This is a genomic window from Paenarthrobacter sp. GQ52 (assembly GCF_059759005.1).
Genome location: NZ_JCAXEJ010000002.1, coordinates 207,437 through 224,779 on the forward strand (window position 1 = coordinate 207,437; position 17,343 = coordinate 224,779).

The 17,343-nt window shown below is 61.3% G+C and carries 14 protein-coding genes; 9 read left to right on the forward strand and 5 right to left on the reverse strand.

Translation table 11 applies throughout. The features are described from left to right. Positions 1 to 21: 21 nt before the first annotated feature. A complete protein-coding gene (locus AC6CH8_RS04505) occupies positions 22 to 426 on the forward strand; it encodes a GlcG/HbpS family heme-binding protein (RefSeq protein ID WP_402937061.1) in 405 nt (134 codons plus the stop codon). Positions 427 to 478: 52 nt separating this feature from the next. On the opposite strand, the gene AC6CH8_RS04510 is transcribed toward AC6CH8_RS04505, so the two are convergent. Further along, positions 479 to 1,519 (reverse strand): AAA family ATPase, encoded by a 1,041-nt coding sequence (locus AC6CH8_RS04510; protein ID WP_498188944.1) that lies wholly within the window; start codon positions 1,517 to 1,519, stop codon positions 479 to 481. Positions 1,520 to 1,632: 113 nt separating this feature from the next. On the opposite strand from AC6CH8_RS04510, the gene AC6CH8_RS04515 reads away from it, so the two are divergent. Genes AC6CH8_RS04515 through AC6CH8_RS04525 form a run of 3 tightly spaced genes read left to right on the forward strand, consistent with a single transcriptional unit; the run spans position 1,633 to position 3,665 of the window. Further along, on the forward strand, positions 1,633 to 2,325 hold the full coding sequence (locus AC6CH8_RS04515; protein ID WP_498188946.1) for an MSMEG_4193 family putative phosphomutase: 693 nt from the start codon (positions 1,633 to 1,635) through the stop codon (positions 2,323 to 2,325). 24 nt (positions 2,326 to 2,349) lie between these two features. Then, a complete protein-coding gene (locus AC6CH8_RS04520) occupies positions 2,350 to 2,898 on the forward strand; it encodes a DUF3090 domain-containing protein (RefSeq protein WP_498188948.1) in 549 nt (182 codons plus the stop codon). Further along, positions 2,898 to 3,665 (forward strand): SCO1664 family protein, encoded by a 768-nt coding sequence (locus AC6CH8_RS04525; protein ID WP_498188950.1) that lies wholly within the window; start codon positions 2,898 to 2,900, stop codon positions 3,663 to 3,665. Before AC6CH8_RS04520 ends, AC6CH8_RS04525 begins: the two co-directional genes overlap by 1 nt. On the opposite strand, the gene AC6CH8_RS04530 is transcribed toward AC6CH8_RS04525, so the two are convergent. The 4 genes from AC6CH8_RS04530 to AC6CH8_RS04545 form a co-directional block, all read right to left on the reverse strand. Then, on the reverse strand, positions 3,662 to 5,215 hold the full coding sequence (locus AC6CH8_RS04530; protein WP_498188952.1) for a family 43 glycosylhydrolase: 1,554 nt from the start codon (positions 5,213 to 5,215) through the stop codon (positions 3,662 to 3,664). The genes AC6CH8_RS04525 and AC6CH8_RS04530 overlap by 4 nt on opposite strands. A gap of 26 nt (positions 5,216 to 5,241) precedes the next feature. Further along, positions 5,242 to 5,973, reverse strand: a complete 732-nt coding sequence (locus tag AC6CH8_RS04535; protein WP_498188954.1) for a glycosylhydrolase-like jelly roll fold domain-containing protein — start codon at positions 5,971 to 5,973, stop codon at positions 5,242 to 5,244. Positions 5,974 to 6,096: 123 nt separating this feature from the next. Then, on the reverse strand, positions 6,097 to 8,409 hold the full coding sequence (locus tag AC6CH8_RS04540) for a glycosyl hydrolase (RefSeq protein ID WP_498189245.1): 2,313 nt from the start codon (positions 8,407 to 8,409) through the stop codon (positions 6,097 to 6,099). A gap of 5 nt (positions 8,410 to 8,414) precedes the next feature. Then, complete coding sequence (locus AC6CH8_RS04545) at positions 8,415 to 10,274, reverse strand: glycoside hydrolase family 3 protein (protein WP_498188956.1); 1,860 nt, start codon at positions 10,272 to 10,274, stop codon at positions 8,415 to 8,417. Positions 10,275 to 10,474: 200 nt separating this feature from the next. On the opposite strand from AC6CH8_RS04545, the gene AC6CH8_RS04550 reads away from it, so the two are divergent. The 5 genes from AC6CH8_RS04550 to AC6CH8_RS04570 all read left to right on the forward strand — a co-directional run bounded on the left by AC6CH8_RS04550 (position 10,475) and on the right by AC6CH8_RS04570 (position 17,307). Continuing rightward, complete coding sequence (locus tag AC6CH8_RS04550; RefSeq protein WP_402937074.1) at positions 10,475 to 11,743, forward strand: ROK family transcriptional regulator; 1,269 nt, start codon at positions 10,475 to 10,477, stop codon at positions 11,741 to 11,743. Positions 11,744 to 12,058: 315 nt separating this feature from the next. Next, complete coding sequence (locus AC6CH8_RS04555; protein WP_402937076.1) at positions 12,059 to 13,576, forward strand: ABC transporter substrate-binding protein; 1,518 nt, start codon at positions 12,059 to 12,061, stop codon at positions 13,574 to 13,576. Positions 13,577 to 13,658: 82 nt separating this feature from the next. Further along, a complete protein-coding gene (locus AC6CH8_RS04560; protein ID WP_498189247.1) occupies positions 13,659 to 14,594 on the forward strand; it encodes an ABC transporter permease in 936 nt (311 codons plus the stop codon). After that, positions 14,591 to 16,426, forward strand: a complete 1,836-nt coding sequence (locus AC6CH8_RS04565; protein WP_498188961.1) for a dipeptide/oligopeptide/nickel ABC transporter permease/ATP-binding protein — start codon at positions 14,591 to 14,593, stop codon at positions 16,424 to 16,426. Before AC6CH8_RS04560 ends, AC6CH8_RS04565 begins: the two co-directional genes overlap by 4 nt. Further along, positions 16,423 to 17,307 (forward strand): ATP-binding cassette domain-containing protein, encoded by an 885-nt coding sequence (locus AC6CH8_RS04570; protein ID WP_498188963.1) that lies wholly within the window; start codon positions 16,423 to 16,425, stop codon positions 17,305 to 17,307. Before AC6CH8_RS04565 ends, AC6CH8_RS04570 begins: the two co-directional genes overlap by 4 nt. The last annotated feature ends 36 nt before the right edge of the window (positions 17,308 to 17,343 follow it).

Here is a 17,343-nt window from a genome sequence, read left to right on the forward strand (position 1 = left end):
ATTTCTCAAGGGAGAGAAACTATGGCTGACATTACCCAAGCCCAGACAGAATCCGTTCTCGCGGCAGCCGCCAAGGCTGCACTGGAACAAGGAACGGCAATGAATATCGCTGTCGTGGATGCAGGCGCCAACCTCAAAGGTTTTGTCCGGATGGACGGTGCATGGTTGGGAAGCATCGACATAGCAATACGGAAGGCACGCACCGCCCGATACTTCGATATGCCAACAGGTTCGATCGGCGAACTCTCCCAGCCCGGGGGTTCCCTCTTCAACATCGAAGTATCCAACGGAGGACTCATTACGTTCCCCGGCGGCGTTCCCCTGTACAGCCAGGACGGCCATGTTATTGGCGCTGTGGGCGTCAGCGGAAGCACGGTAGAAAATGACCATGCCGTTGCCTCTGCGGGGGCCGCGGTCGAGTTTTAACACCAGGGGGCGTCCGGGTTTCACGGGCGCCCCTGTCACCCCTTAGATCGGATCAGGCCAGCCAGCGCCACCAGCGGGATCGTTCAGGTTCGGCCGTAAGTTCCAGTTCCGGCTCCGGTTCCTCGCCCAAGGCCAGCGCTGCCTCAACGACGTCGTCCGCGGTGAGGGTCATGACGGCATCACGATCGAGCGCATCGAGACTGTGTTCCTCGTCGCGTGACAGCCGCAGCGCCTGCCGGTTGAGCGCCTGCTCGAACAGCGTGCGGGCGAACCGGGCGTTGCCCGAGTCCTCGCCAGCGTGGAGCCCGGTGAGGATGCGACGCAACATCTGGTCCGCACCGGGCTCCAAGGTGTACTCGTGCTGGGCCAGCATTTGGTGGAAAATCGTCTGGAGTTCGTCCACGGAGTAGTCGGGGAACGTAATCTCCCGGGCAAACCGGGATCGCAATCCGGGGTTGGACAGCAAAAAGGATTCCATCAGCCGCGGGTACCCGGCCACAATCACCACTAAGCGGTGGCGATGATCCTCCATCCGCTTAAGCAGGACCTCGATCGCCTCCGGGCCGAAATCCATCCGGCCATCCTCCGGTGCCAGCGCATAGGCCTCGTCGATGAACAGGACGCCGTCCAGCGCACGCCGGATCACCCGGTCCGTCTTAATGGCGGTCGCCCCCACATACTGCCCCACCAAGCCCGAACGGTCGACCTCCACCAAGTGGCCCTTCTGCAGTAGGCCCACCGCGCGGTACATCTCGGCCAGAAGCCTCGCCACGGTTGTCTTGCCTGTGCCCGGGTTTCCGAGGAACACCAGATGCTGTGATGTGGCCACCTCCGGGAGGCCGTGAGCTTTCCGGCGGGCCTGGACCTGGAGCAGGGCAACAAGGGCCCGCACCTGTTCCTTCACGGTCTCCAGCCCGACGAGCGAGTCAAGTTCCGCCTGTACTTCCGATAGCGGCCGGGCCGGCCCTGGCCTCGCGCCGATGAAATCGCCCATCAGGTCGTCGACGCGCTCGGAACCTGACAGCTTGAGCTGGTTGGCCAGATGGCCTACGGTTTCGCGCAGGTCATCAAGCGGGTTGCGGCTTGCAGCCATACAACCACTGTAGTCCTCGATTTCCGACCACGTACAACGAGTACGAGGTGCCTGTTCGATGCCTGGCGCGGAACGGTTCACACGGCCGTCGCGCGGGTGGTTAGGCTGGGTGGATGGCGACAGTTATTCTCGTGCGGCACGGCCGCACCACAGCTAATGCCGCTGGACTGCTGGCCGGGCGGGCCGCCGGCGTCAGCCTCGACCAGACCGGGCGGGAACAGGCGGCTCTGATGGCAGACCGGCTCGCAGCCGTGCCGGTAGTCGGGGTGGTGTCGAGCCCTCTTGAGCGTTGCCTGCAGACCGCCCGGTTCATCCTCGACCGTCAGCCTGGCACGCCGTACGCACCCATCGATATGGATCTCACCGAATGCGACTACGGCCTGTGGCAGGGCCGTACGCTCACTGATCTTGCCACCGAGGACCTGTGGCCGGCAGTGCAATCGCAACCGTCCGCCGTCGTGTTTCCCGGCGGTGAATCCATGGCCGCGATGCAGGCCAGGTCCGTGGCAGCGATCCGACGCCACGATGCAGCTTTCGAAGCCGAGCATGGGCCCGGGGCGGTGTGGGCGGCCGTCAGCCACGGTGACATCATCAAAGCCATCCTCGCCGACGCGCTGGGCATGCACCTTGACCTGTTCCAGCGTATTAACGTGGGCCCTGCATCCGTGTCGATCGTGCGCTATGGCCCCAGCCGGCCGAGCGTTTACGCGACCAACACCGATGCGGGTGACCTGTCATGGTTGTCGAACGGCATCCATTCAGGCGATGCGCCGGTAGGCGGCGGTGCAGGGCAGAGCGCGCCATGAACCTTCTATGCCTAAAATACTGACATGCCTACACGTGTTCACGAGTTTGCCTGGCCTGATCGAGTGGTAGTCGGCACCATTGGACTCCCGGGCGCACGCACGTTCTATCTGCAGGTGCGCGCAGGGAAGCAGATCGTGAGTATTGCTTTGGAGAAGCAGCAGTCGGCCCTGCTTGCGGATAAGATCGACGATATTCTCGACCAACTGATCACTGCCGAGGGCAACCCGTTCAGTGTTCCCACGGGTACTCCCATTGAGCTTGTCGACAACGACCCCCTTGAAACCGTTCAGGAGCAATTTCGCGCCGGCGCCATGAGCTTAGGTTGGGACCCAACCACCGCCCAGGTGGTGGTTGAGGCGTACCCCATCAATGATGTCGATGAGGATGACGACGACGAATCGGCTGACGGAGACGACGCCAGCGAGATGCTGCTGGTGCGAATGCCGGTGGGCACCGCGCGTGCATTCGCCAAGCGAACCCGTGAGATCGTGGGAGCCGGGCGTCCGACGTGTTCGAACTGCGGTTATCCCATAGACGCCGACGGGCACATCTGCACCCTTCCTGAGGTCTGATGCCGACGCCGGACCTGGTGACCGCCGAGCTGACCCTCACCGGGCGCATCACCACGGCCTCCAACGCTACATTCCTGGGCAGCATCGGCGACGTCGAAGTCGTCTATAAGCCGATAGCCGGCGAAAGTCCGCTGTGGGACTTTCCGCACGGCACCCTTGCCCACCGTGAGGTGGCCGCTTACTTGGTGTCGCAGGTCTCCGGCTGGGACATCGTTCCACGCACGTGGCTGCGCGATGGCCCTTTCGGCACCGGAATGGTGCAGCTGTGGCAAGAGCAAGACCCGTCCCAACGCGCCGTGAACCTGTTTGCAACAGACAAGGTGCCCGACGCAGGCTGGAAACACGTTCTCGAAGGTCAAGACGAGAACGGACGGACGGTCGCGCTGGTTCACGAAGACACACCAGCACTCCGACGCATGGCGGTGTTCGACATGATCGTAAACAACGCCGACCGTAAAGGCGACCACATCCTCGCCATGACTGACGGACACCGCCACGGCGTGGACCATGGGCTCACCTTTCACCACGACCACAAGCTGCGTACGGTGCTGTGGGGATGGCTGGGAGACCCCCTTACCGCTGAGGAACGCGACGGCATCGATCGCGTCGCCGACGGACTGCGCGGTGGGCTCGGCCGGGACTTGGCCGACCTACTCAGCGCCGAAGAAATCGCATCGCTTGCCACGCGCTGTGCTCGCTTGCTCTTGGCAGGGCGGTTCCCCGCTCCGAGCGGCGGGATGCCAGCGGTGCCTTGGCCGCTGTTTTAGGGGAAATAGGCTAACGCACGGTACGTGAAGTTCCTGAACCGTACTTCCCCCGCCCCGGATGCGAACAGTGCCGGGCGCAGGCTGAGGAGTTCGTCGGCGGTATTGGTGTTGTACCCCTCCACGTTGAACCGCAGTCCGTGCCTGGTCCAGTCGGTTCCGTTCAGGCTGTAGTACTGGGTGACTATGTGGTTGTCGTTGACAATTCGCAGGTGCAACGTTCTGGCCGCAGGCGCAGGCTCACGCCAATATGGAATGGCCCTGCCTGCACGGTAGCTGGTCATGCTGCTGCCGTCGTGACCCATGCCGCAGAACAGCCGATCGCTGTAATACAGCAGCATGCCACCTTGGGCACCGTCACTGACGTCCATCTCAACCGTGATCTCATAGCGCCGATCGCCAACAATGCACGTTAAAGCCGAGCTGTCAGAGGGTCCTGATCCGCGGGCTTGCAGGACCAGACCATCGTCCAAGGATGCCCGAAGATACTCATCCTTGGACGGGGCGTGAAACGACCACTGGGCTCCAAAGCGCCCGGCGGAAAAATCATCGGAAAGCGGCGAGCCATGGCTCTTATCGGCGCCCTGTGACACCGCGGGCAAGGGTGCGGCCAATGGCAATGACAGGTCTCCCCCGCCTGCCCTTGGCCATCCCTCCTTGTCCCATGTGATGGGTTCCAAGAGTGTCTGCCGGCCGAGGGTGGCAAACCCTTTTTCGTAGCCGTGATAGATGCTCCACCATTGGCCGTTGGGGCCCTCGAACAGGGTGGCATGTCCCTTGCTCCACCACGGTTCATCCGCATCCCATGTCCTGATGATCGGATTGCGGGGGCAGTCCTCCCACGGGCCGTCAATGGAGCGGGAGCGGGCGACGGCGACCATATGCCCGGTGGGCGGACCGGAGGTGCCGCCCACCGCCGTCGTGAGGTAGAACCATTCGCCTCGGCGGGTCAGTTTGGGCCCCTCCAGTGCGTAGGCTTCAACCACCCAGTCGTCGGGGTAGCGCCAGCCATCGTAGACGTGCTCCACGGGCCCGTTGATAGCCAGTCCGTCGTCGGTGAGCCGGACACGGCTGACTCCGCTGAGGAACAGGTAGCGGTTGCCGTCCTCCCCCACCACGTGCCCCGGATCGATGTGCCCTTCGATGCCCAGGTTGATCGGTTCGCTCCAAGGTCCCGCCATGTTCTCGGCATGAATGACATAGGTCAGCACAGGCGCAGTTGGGTCCGGGGAGATGGCGGTGGGAATGATCGGTATGTAGATGAAGTACCGGCCGTCCACTTTGCACATGTCTACAGCGAACACACAGCCGATGGGCGTGGAAAGGGCCGGTCCCAGCGGTTGCCAGTTCAGTAGGTCTCGTGAGTGCCAGATGATCAGTCCGGGTGTGGACTCAAACGAGGAGAAGGTCACGTAGTAGTCATCGCCGTCGCGCAGGATGGCCGGGTCCGGGTGGTCCCCTGCGAACACCGGGTTCAGGTACGTTCCATCGCCGAGATCGGCCCGGCGCTGGCCCTCCAGGCTCACAGCGGGCTGCGTTGTTTGGTATGTCATACGTCCAGTCTTTTCACTAGTGGAGATTACGGGCGGTTTTTGTAGACCAAGCTCAGTGGCCCCAGTAAGCCCGACGGTTGGATGTCGGCTTCATCGTTGAACACTCTCGTCATAGGTGGGTATAGCGTCCCGGTGTTGCTGCGGGCTTCTGCAATCAGCCTGTTGCGCCACGGATTAGTGACATTGATTTCGATCCGGTTTGTTCCGGGCCTCAGCGCGTTGGTGGACACTCTGTACGGAGCAGTCCAGAGAATTCCTGACTCTTCTCCGTTGATTTCGAGGCGCGCTACATCAGCAATATCGGAGAACTGGACAGCGTGCGGGAGTTCGGGGCCATCGAGCTGGAACTCCACCAGATACGTAGCCGTTCCGGAGAAGTGCTCGGCCCCGAGTCCAGGGTCGGTCCAATAACTGGCGTGGGCCAGCGGCACCGGATTGGAGCCGGGGATGGTGAGCGTCCACTCACCGGAGGCCTCTGTAACCCATTCGTTTTCGGGATGTGGATCCGCTTCGCCTCTGAGAATGAAGAGCGAACCATAAGGGGGTAGGCGCACAGCGAAGCCGTCTCCATCCTCGGATCGGATGAGGGCATGTTGTCTGAGTGTCACCGGGTCCCAAGCAACGAATGTGCCACCCGTATCCTGCAGCCTCAAGGTGGTGTGCAGCTCTTCGTTGACAGGGTTGGCGATGAAAATCAGTGGCTGATCGCCGTCCACCCATCGAGCGATCCGCCGTACCCGGGGGTCTTCTACGATCACACGAGGAAGGAAATGCTCCCGAAGCACGGAAGCCAGATCTGCAGTGGCGAAAACCTTGCCACTGTTCGGGCTGTCCCAAATGAGGTGACACAAACGCTTGTACTCGGTGTCCTCGTCAGCCAGTTAGCGCTTGGCCGTTGGACGTTCACCCACCACCGTTGCACCCTGTTTCACCAATCGCAGGATCGCTTGGAGGGCGCCTGTACTCATCCTGTTGCTGGCACCGCCGAGGTAAAGAAGTCTGTAGCGGGAGGCGCCCGCCTGCAGTTCGCCCGCCTTAACATTCAATACGTTGCTCAGTGCGTCCGGGCCGATGTAGTCGTAGTCGTAGTCAACTGGAACGTCGTCATTGAATGCGTTACCGAAAAGCGCCGTAACGGGGGCTTCCTCGCCGATGAAGTAGGCGATATCCACCGCTGGCCGACCAAGAGAAAGAAGATGCGAGCACCGGGCCAAATAGTCCACCCAAGGCTTGGCAGCGGACGCCCAGGTTTCGTTGCGGGTAAAGGATTGGCCGAGCGAGGGCGCCAGGGCGATTCCCGGTGGTGATACCTGGGTGGGCTGGTGCGGGGAAGTATGGATGCAGAAACGGTTCACACCGAGGGCCAGTTGGAGGTCAGCCACATGCTTCAAGGACTTCGGCGAATCACTCCAAGGGTTTCGTCCTGAGGTAAAGGCTTCAGAGCCGGTGTGGCTACGTTCATAGACATGTGCCACCGATGATGCGCCTTTGAGGTCGGCAACATAGGTGGGCGCGGGGCCGGCTTCAGAACTGAAGGTCCACATGGCCCCCATGGGGACATCTGCGTGGGAGCGCATGGCCAGATCGTCGCCGAGCTGCGGCCTGCGGTCTTCCAGCGCTTCCGCGTAGTAGATCGCGCCACGCTGATGTGCTTCCTCGGACAAAGTTCCGTAGTACGACTCAGAGAAGACTTCAGCGATCGTCCGCCGGAAATCGGCGAGGAAGAGGTCGCTGGAGTAGGCGTCCTCCACCAGGAACCCGGCCGTGGTGAGCATCCAGGGGATCACGTCGTAGCCACGAAGCCGGAGGAAGCCGGCGTCGAGGTGATCCGTGATGTTCTGGAGTCCGGCCTCTATGCTGTCGCTGAGCAGCCCGTCAATCGGTGTGTCCTCGAACTGCGCCAGATGGGTTTTAATGTAACGCCGAACTCGCTCACTATCGAGTTTGTCCACTTCGAGTCCCGTGGCTTCCGCGAGCGCCGGGCCATTGGTCTGGCCCGTGAGCGAGGAGCCGAAGCGAACGACTCTCCACTTGCCCTCGGGAAGCGGGCTGGTGAGCCGGCCCTGTGAAAGCTGACTGCTGACGTCAAGGATGCTGGCGAGCGGCACTGCAGCGAATGCTGCACGGGGGTCTGTATCAAGGGCGTCGTAGTCCAGTGCGGTGGAGCAACCACTCTTCGCCTCCCGGTGGGAAGGCATGCTGGCTTCGTAGAGGGCGAATCTTTTGACGGTGAACTCGCTTAGTGGCCGAAATACCGGTGGGGGCACCACCCCTTTCTCGAACGCTGCCAGAACGGTCGATATCCCCTCGGCTTCGAGCCGCAACCGGAAGTGCGTCGCGCTGACCGGCGGGAAGGACATGCTCCGTGAGGGGCATTGTGTCGCGGGCAGCGTGCAGACGGTGACGTAACCGCCGTCGTCGTCCTGGACCTCAAGGCTGGCCGTTGCGGGCGGCGCCGCACCGAAACCGTGAGGGCCGGGGAGCTCGATGACGCACGAACGCACGGTCACAGGAGTGACAAAGGACTGTTCAATCCAGGCCATGGAGGGGTTGTTTGGGTCACGGGTCAAGCGGAAACCGTCGACGGCGGTGGCACGGTTGGCGGTGACCGCTTCAGTAGGCGAGTCGGACGTGCGGACGAATGTGGGCTCCAAAGCATCGTGGGCGCTGTTGAACGGGATGGCCAACGCGAAGAGGTCTTTAGCATCGCCCGAGCCTTCATGCGGTTCGACTCCCCACTTGGGGATGTCCTGATACGGCCCTGCGATGTCCGGGAGCTTGTTAAGCTGGGTTAATTGGCCGCCATGGACGACAGTCTGCGACCACACCAGCTTGCGCATGGCGTCAGCCTTTTCAACCCAGGGGGCTCCGGAGGCGCTCCACCCCGCAGAAGTGGCAACAGTGAAGTCCAAGCCGAGGTCGTGCGCTGTCGCCACCGCAACGGCAACAGCTTCGCGCCACTGCTCACTGCCGGGAATCACAGCCTCGTCCACCACCAGCGGATTACCCAGCGCCCCGTCGAAGGCCTGTACCCCTCGGACGCCCACCGAATGGAGCCAACGAAGGTCGGCGCGAATGCCTTCGAGATCCACGTTGCCGTCCATCCAGTGCCACCACACACGCGGCCGCGCCGAATCCGGGGGATCAACGAACTCACTCCAGAGAACCTCGCTCGATTGGTGTTCGCCGTTCATCCGATTCACGTGAGCATCCCGGACTCGCTCCGGGAAGTTGATGACAGGCTGAGGCCGGCACCATAGGGGTAGAGCGGATCTTCAGTGTCGTTGGGGACATCAGGATGTGAGGCTTCGACGGCAGCCATGGAGCGAGGCAGTTCGATCGGCAATCTGCCCTTCGGAGGAATCGTTGCAGTCAGGGCATCCAGCAGTGCAGCTTCGGATGCTCCAAAGTTGGCGGTGATGGCAGTTGCAACGGTGTCGAAGGGGGTCAGAATTGCTGCCCGTTCGAGGTAGACGTCCAAGATCACAGGGAGTTCCGCTGCAATCGCTCGTACCCGCGCGATCTCTTCGTCAGGGAAGTCGAGGCTGCCCTGATGCGTCATGGCGTCCAGGAAGTACTCGTTGCGGGGTTCGAAGGGCGCAGCCAGCCGCACCAGCGCCACATCAGCCTCCGCCATCTCCGAAACGAGGAGCACGCGATCGTCAACAGAGGCCGGGTCCACACCTTCTACATATATGCGGGTACCGGGCGCCAGGGGCAGCAGCCCTTCGTTCTTGAGGATGGTGATGGATTCTGCCTGGGCGCGGTGTCCGGCCGCGCGGGACTGCTCAGATCCCACCACCTCCATGACGGCATCCGCGTCAACGTAAGGGTTGTCGAAGAGCCCCAGCTCGAATTTAACCCGGAGGATTCTCAGCGCCGATGCATCCACTCTCTCCGGGGACAACCTGCCGCTGGCCAGCAGCTCAAGTACCAACTCCGTGCAGGATTCGCCACCAAGCTGGTCCACGCCGGCGTCGAAAAGTTTCTGCACCCGGTCCAGAGGGCTGAGGTGCTCAACACCCCACGCCTTGGCGGGAAAGGGCAGACCAAAGACCTCAAGGTCAGTGACAAGCTGCCAGTCGCTCAGGACAACACCCTCGAAGCCGAGCTGTTCTCGAAGAAGTGACGTGATCAGGTACTTGTTGTACGAGAAGCCCACCTCCTCGACTTCCACGCCATCTATGACAAGGTCTTTCGCCAATGAGTAGTAGGGCATGATCGCGCTCGTGCCGGCGGCGATCGCAGTACGGAACGGTGCCAGGTGCTCTTCGAAGTTGCCCCCTGGGTAAACCTGAGCTTTGCCTTGCGGGAAGTGGGGATCCTCCCCGTCTTCTTGCGCCCCGCCTCCCGGGAAGTGCTTAGCCGTACAGGCAACGCTCGAGGATGACAGCTTCCCGCCCTGGAGACCTGCTATGAGCAGCGCACCGTACTCCGAGGCCACCGCGGAGTTTGAACTGAAGCTCTGAAGTTGGCGTGCCCAGCGCGGTTCAGATGCCAGGTCAATCTGTGGGTGGAGAGCGGCACGAAGCCCTATGGCCACATACTCCTGCCTGGCCGTCTCCGCGAAGTCGCTTATGACATCAGAATCGCCGAGTGCGGCAAAGCCCATAGGTTCGGGCCACTGCGAAAACGAGCCCGCGGCAAAGGCCATACCGTCATTTTGTGCAAAGCCATGGCGGGGATCGGTGGCAAAAGTAATGGGGATCCCGTGTGGTGTGAGCTCTGCGAGCTCCTGCATGGCATTCTGCCAACGCGCCATGTGCTGGGCGGAAGGGAATTGGCCAACGTTGAAATGGTTTATGGACCTGCCCACCACAAAGTCGCGCGGAGACTCCGGCCCGAAAGGACTCGATGCGTCGTGATCCGCGACCTCACCGACGACCATCACCGTGTTGAAGAGGAGCCCGACTTTTTCTTCGACCGATAGGCGGGTCAGGAGATCCTTGGCGCGCGTGGCTGCATCCAGCCGGGGATCTTCATACGGATCCAGCACTCCGTTTCCGTTCAAGTCCCGGTACTGGACGCCGTCGTCTGTGGTCCTGACAGATCGCCGCATGCGGCCTCCTTATGTGATGGGTTTCATATAGTTTATCCGCTTACCGGAAAAAGTTATACACTTAGTCATGTTCAGCGCAAGCTAAAGTTGCGGATGGTGACCCAAAAAGCACCCTGACCGCCCGGCCATTTACGACAAGGGTGGTCGGGCTGTCGCCGCGGGTTGCGTCAAGGTGCTGAAGGCGCTTGGAGGGAAAATCAATGGCCATAGAGCGGTACACCGGACTGGCATCAGTGCTGGAGACAATCCGTTGGCAGGACGGCATTACGCAGGCAAGCCTGACCGATCAGGTTGGGCTCGGGCGCAGTGTTGTTGCCGAGCGAGTTGCAGAACTCGAACAGATCGGGCTTATCCACTCCCCCGGCCGCGCTCCCTCCACGGGCGGGCGGACCGCCAAGCTGTTGTCCCTCAACGCCCAGGCCGGGTACGTCATAGGAGTGGACATCGCCTCCAACGAAATGGTGATCAGCGCTTCCGATCTTGCCGGCGCCCTGCTGGGCATCCGCCACCGGGAGCTATGCGAGATCAGCGAAGGGCCCGCGCGGATCCTGAGCCAGGTCAATGCGATCATCGACGACGTCATCAGGGAGCAAAGCGGCAACAACCTGCTGGGGATCGGCGTGGGACTCTCCGGTCCGGTCAATTTCGATACCGGCACTCCCGTTGGCGTACCGGTCATGCCGGGCTGGGAGGACTACCCCGTACGGGAAGAGTTCGCGGCGCGCTGGCCGGTTCCGGCATGGGTGGACAATCGAGTCAATCTTCTGGCGCTAGCTGAAATAGAGAGCAATCCGCGGGCTGCCAAGGCAAAGCACCTGCTCTATTTCGGGGCCGGCGCCGGAGTTGGAGCTGCCCTCATCACCGACGGCAGGCTCTACCGGGGATCCCATGGCCTGGCAGGCTCAATAGGCCATGTGGCCGTTCCCGAGGCCGGAGTGGTCGCCTGCAGGTGCGGACGCACGGGCTGCCTTGAAGCAGTCACCAGTGGATGGGCGATTGAGCGGGATGGCCTAATGCTGGCCGAAACGGGACGCAGCCCCTACCTCGCGCAAGTCCTTAAGGACACTGGACGCGTTCGCGCCTATGACGTGACCCTGGCCGCTGAGCACGAAGATGCCTCCGCGAGGGAGCTACTCAACCGAACAGCGGCACTTCTTGGAAGCAGCCTGGCAACCCTGGTCAGTTTCTTCGCTCCTCACATGCTGGTGGTTGGCGGTGGCATTGCCCGGGCCAAGGACATAGTGCTCAAGCCCATACAGCAAGCCGTCCTTGAACGGCTGCCCTCCACGGGCGCTCCGGACCTGCTCGTGGAGTTATCTGCCATTGACGAGCAGGTAGGCGGCGTCGTAGGGGCTGCCCAGCTTGTTCTTGGCGAGCTCTTCTCCAAAGACAACCTGCCCGGGCTCCTGGAGCGGCTGACGCAACCCCTGAGTCAAATGGGTGAAAGCATCGAAGGACTTTCTGCCTAATATTCCGAAGACCGGAAGAAGTTGTTGACTTCTTCCGGTCGCCGGATTATCGTTGTAACAGGCGCCACAAAGCGCTCAACCAGCAACATAAACCTCGACGGCGAGGGAGACCACATGGAGCACACCCTCTGCATCCGTTGGCCCTGCGCCCGTAACGCATACAAGGAATCTGCGGGATTCCCTGTGAAGCAAGGCGCCTTTCCACGGCATTTCAGCCACCACTCACCGCAATACCTATCGATCTCCGTAGCGTTGTCGCCGGAGAACAGTCGGATCACTCGAAGCTGAGCTTTCGACGCCTTGTCTAGGAGAAACATGCGCAAATTAGTCGGCATTGCCGCCGTCACAGCCGTCATGGCGCTTACTGCCTGCACCGGCTCTTCCGCTGGTGGTTCCACCGCCCCCACTGAGTTGGACATTGCAGCCATTGCGCCGCCCGAGTCCTTCTCGCCGGGCAACTTCGGCACCGGCCCCACCACCCAGTTCCTTCAGCCCGTCTACGACTCCCTCTTCCGGAACACCAATGAAGGAGAACCGGCCGAGAACATCGTGACCAAGTGGTCTTACGATGACGCCCGGACCAGGCTCTCCCTCACTATCAGGGAAGGCGTCAAATTCACCGACGGTACGCCGCTGGATGCCGCCGCGGTGAAGGCCAATCTTGATTCCGCCCGCAAGGGCACCGGTGAAGCCGGTGGGCAACTGCGCTTCATCCAGGAGGTCACCGTCACCGACGCCACCAACCTCACGGTCACGCTCTCCGCTCCTGACCCATCGCTCGTGCCGAACCTGGGCGGAACCGCCGGTGTCCTTGCCAGCCCCAAAGCCTTGGGAACCCCGGAGCTGGACACCACCCCCGTAGGTTCCGGCCCATATATCCTGGACGCAGCAAAGTCCCAGACCGGCATCAAGTACATCTACACGCGAAACGCTGACTACTGGAACGCCAAAGACTTCCAGTTCGACACCATCGAAGTCACGGTCTTCAACGACAACAATGCAATCCTCAACGCACTGCGGGCTGGCGAAGCCGACTTCGCAGTGGTAACCGACAAAGATGCAAACAGCCTTAAATCCGCAGGCCTGAACATCCAAACCAGCCCTGCTTACACCACCAGCGGCTTGTACTTGTTCGACCGCAAGGGTTCCCTGGTTCCTGCGCTCGCCGAGGCCAAGGTCCGCCAGGCAATCAACATGGCCTTGGACCGCGACGCCATCCAGGCGCAGGTCTTCGGCGGTAAAGGTAAGGCCACCAGCCAAGTCTTCAGTTCCACAAGTGACGCCTTCATTCCTGAGCTGGACAAGAAGTACCCCTTCGATGTGGACGCCGCCAAGAAGCTTCTCGCCGACGCCGGTTACGCAAACGGCTTCACCTTGCCCATGCCGGATGTATCACCCGTCTATCCGGACCAGCAAGCGGCTGTAACTGAAGCGTTGACGGCTATCGGCATCACGCCGCAGTACCAGCCAGTGAACGGCCAGACCTTCATCTCGGATCTATTGGCAGGAAAGTATCCCGCAGCGATTTTCGGGCTCAACAGCCCGCGTCCGTGGGATTTCGCCCAGATCGCGCTCACTCCCGAATCTCTCTGGAACCCGTTCCGCGTCTCGGATCCCACCGTGGTTGATCTGATCAACAAAGCCCAAGGCGAAACCGGTGAGGCCCAGACCGAAACGTTCCGTCAACTGAACACTTACCTGGTGGACCAGGCCTGGTTTGCGCCCTACATCCAGTCTGACAACGTCTTTGCCAGCACCGCCGAAATCACGGTTACACCGCAGCGCTATTCCACCCTGCCGCCGCTTTGGGGCCTGACTCCCTCGAAAAAGTAGCAGGTGGGCGGCCGGCCCCATCCAGGGCCGGCCTCCCCTACCCATCCCTCATCTTCCCGAAGCCCAAGGAGCTGCCGTGCTGATGTTTATCCTTCGCCGCCTGGCCTCAGGACTGGTGCTCATGTTCGTTATTTCCACTGCGACGTTTTTCCTCCTGAACCTCACAGGGCAAGACCCTGTCCGTCAGGTTTTGGGGCCGGTGGCTTCGGTGGAACAGGTGGAGGCCAAGCGCCAGCAGCTGGGCCTGGATGAACCGTTGATCACCCAATACTTCCAGTGGCTCGGATCAGCCGTCCGCGGAGACTTGGGTCGGTCCTGGTTCACTAACCAGCCAGTAGGAGAACTACTCTCCCAAACACTGCCTCCCACCCTGTCCATGGTGATCGGGTCACTGATCCTCGCTGCCTGTTTCGGAACTTTGATCGGGGTCACCGCCGCCTTGCGCCGGGGACGACTCGATCGCGGTCTGCAAGTGGCGTCCACCCTGGTGCAGGCAATTCCCGGCTTCCTGGTGGCACTGGTCGTGGCTTTGGTATTCGCTGTCCAACTCCGCATGCTCCCGGCTACCGGGTTCACTTCTTTCAGCGATTCTCCCGGCAAATGGCTCGCCTCCATCACGCTCCCCGTAGTTGCGCTGGCGTTGGGTTCTTTGGCTTCCATCGCCCTGCAGGTCCGGGGGTCAATGATCGATGTGATGCAGCAGGACTTTGTTCGAACACTGCGCAGCCGGGGCCTCCCCGAGCGCAGCGTTGTGGTGAAGCATGCCTTGCGCAGCGCCGCCGGGCCGAGCCTCACCACGGTATCCCTGATGTTCATTGTGGCCATCTCCAGTTCGGTGATCATTGAGAAAGTTTTCAATATCCCCGGTATTGGCACCCAGGCCAACAACTCAGCCGGCCGTGGCGACCTGCCCGTTGTGCTCGGGATTGTCCTGGTCACCGTGGTGCTCGTCGTCGTCGTCAATCTCCTCGTCGATCTGGCACAAGGCTGGATCAATCCGAAAGTTCGTGTCTCATGACCGATAACCTTGTCACCGGCACCCGCAAGTCCCTTGAAGTGGTTAGCTCCGCGCCACAAGGCGACAAACTGATCAAGAAGTTTCTTCGTGAACCCGCAGCAGTGATTTCCCTGGTGTTCCTCGCCTTGCTCGGGCTGGTGGCGGTCCTCGCACCGTTGATCTCCTCCTACGATCCCACCGCCACGCGCCTCGCCGATGTCCTTGCACCTCCATTCACCCCTGAGCACCCACTAGGCGCTGACGGTGTGGGCCGCGACGTGCTGGCAAACCTCGTTTACGGCGCCCAGACCAGCCTCTCAAGTGCCGCGATCGTCATCGCCGTGAGCCTGCTGATCGGAGTACCCACCGGGCTCCTGGCAGGTTACCGCCAAGGATGGATCGACGGTGTCAGCATGTGGATCAGTGGCGCGCTCCTCTCGCTGCCGGCAATCGTTGTGCTCCTTGTAGTGCTGGCCCGTGTAGGACGCAGCACCTCACTTGCACTGGTGGTCTTCGGCATATTGATCGCCCCCTCGGTGTTCCTGCTCATCCGCGGCTCGGTCCGGGCCGTGCGGGAAGAGTTGTACGTGGACGCAGCCAGGGTCTCCGGCTTGGGCGATATCCGCATCATGGTTCGCCACATCCTTCCCGTAGTCATCACGCCCACCATCATTCAGGCGGCATTGTTGGCAGGCGCCGGCATAGGAATCGAAGCAGGCATCGCCTTCCTCGGCCTTGGCTCCTCTGACAAAGCCAGTTGGGGCCTGATGCTCAACGACGCATCGCAGAACATCTTCAACGCTCCCTGGCTGCTCCTCTGGCCAAGCGTTGCCCTGGTGTTGACGGTCATGGCCTGCACCTTGGTAGGAAACGGCTTCCGCGACGCTTTGGCGAACTACGGATCTTCTGCAGGCCCCGCCAAAAGAGTAAAAGCAGCAAAGCAGGCCACTACAACTCCTGAACCTGTACGGCCAGTGAAGAAAGCGCCTGTGGATCCTGGCGACGCACTCCTGGTCATCGACGATCTCCAGGTTTCCTACCCCCGCCCCAACGGTGAGAAGTCCGACGTCGTCAAAGGCATTTCCTTGAAGGTGAAGCGCGGCCAGATCCTTGGCCTGGTGGGAGAATCAGGCTCCGGTAAATCACAAACTGCCTTCTCGGTCCTGGGACTCTTGCCCGGTCAAGCCGAAATGACTGCGGGGACGTTGAGTTTCGCAGGAGCGGATCTGCTGGGGATGACTCCAAAGGAGCGCAATCGCCTGCGTGGCGCCCGGATCGGGTACATCCCCCAGGAGCCCATGAGCAACCTCGATCCCGCCTTCCGCATCGGGTCCCAACTCACCGAGCCAATGCAACACCATTTGGGAATCTCAGCGAAGGCTGCAAAAGATGAAGCCATCAAACTGCTAGCCCGCGTGGGCATTCCTGATCCGGAGCGTGTCTTCAAGTCCTACCCGCATCAAGTCTCAGGCGGCATGGCGCAGCGCGTGCTCATTGCCGGAGCCGTTTCCTGCAATCCGGAACTGCTCATTGCCGACGAGCCCACCACCGCCCTGGACGTTACTGTGCAGGCCGACGTGCTGGACCTGATTCGCAGCCTTCAGGCAGAACGCGGCATGGGAGTGGTCCTGGTGACCCATAACTTCGGCGTCGTAGCGGATCTGTGCGACCAAGTGGCCGTGATGCGCAACGGAGAAATTGTGGAGGTAGCTGAGGTGACTGAGCTGTTCACCAACCCGCGGGAAGAGTACACACGCCTCCTCTTGGACTCTGCCCTCGATTCAACCTCGAAACCGCAGGGTGAACACGCCGTCGTTTCTGAGAAGACCACCGAGACAGAAGGTGCACGATGACTTCCCTCAGCCAGACGCTGCCCGAAGCTGACCCCCTCCTGCGGATCACCGACCTGACGGTCGACTACAGGGTTGGCGGGTTCGGCAGAAAACGGACATTCCGGGCGTTGCAAGGCGTGAGCCTGGACATCAAACCCGGGGAAACCCTGGGACTCGTAGGCGAGTCCGGATCCGGTAAGTCAACCATCGGCCGTGCAGTGCTCGGGCTCGCGCCCGTGACCGGCGGCGACATCCATTTCGACGGCAGGTCAATCACCAAGCTCAACAAGAAGGAACGCCGGGCACTGAGCAGCGACATCCAGGTGGTTTTTCAAGATCCTTATACCTCCCTGAATCCGTCCATGACCATCAGCGACATTTTGTCCGAGCCGATGCAGGTTTCCGGAACGTCCAAGGTTGATGCTCAACGACGGGTCCGGGAACTCCTGGATGTTGTGAATCTGCCCGCCAACGCCAGCACCCGCTACCCGCGCGAGTTCTCCGGTGGCCAGAGGCAACGCATCGCAATCGCCCGTTCTTTGTGCCGGAATCCCAAGCTCATTGTGTGTGATGAGCCCGTCAGTGCATTGGACCTCTCTACCCAGGCACGGGTTCTTCAACTTTTCTCCGATATACAAGAACAGACCGGGGTTTCGCTCCTGTTTGTCACTCACGATCTTGATGTGGTGCGGCATATCAGCGAGCGCGTGGTGGTGATGCGACGGGGAGAAATTGTGGAAACCGGCATCACGGAGCAGGTTATTGCCAATCCGCACCATGCCTACACAAAGGCCCTCCTTCTGGCCTCCCCTATCGCCAACCCGGCCCGTCAGGCCGAGCGGCGCCGGGAACGACGACTTTTTCTTGACGCTCAACCCGCACTGTCCACAGCTGCCCGCTGAGCAAACCACCAGGGCGTGAAGCCCTCCCTTCTACAG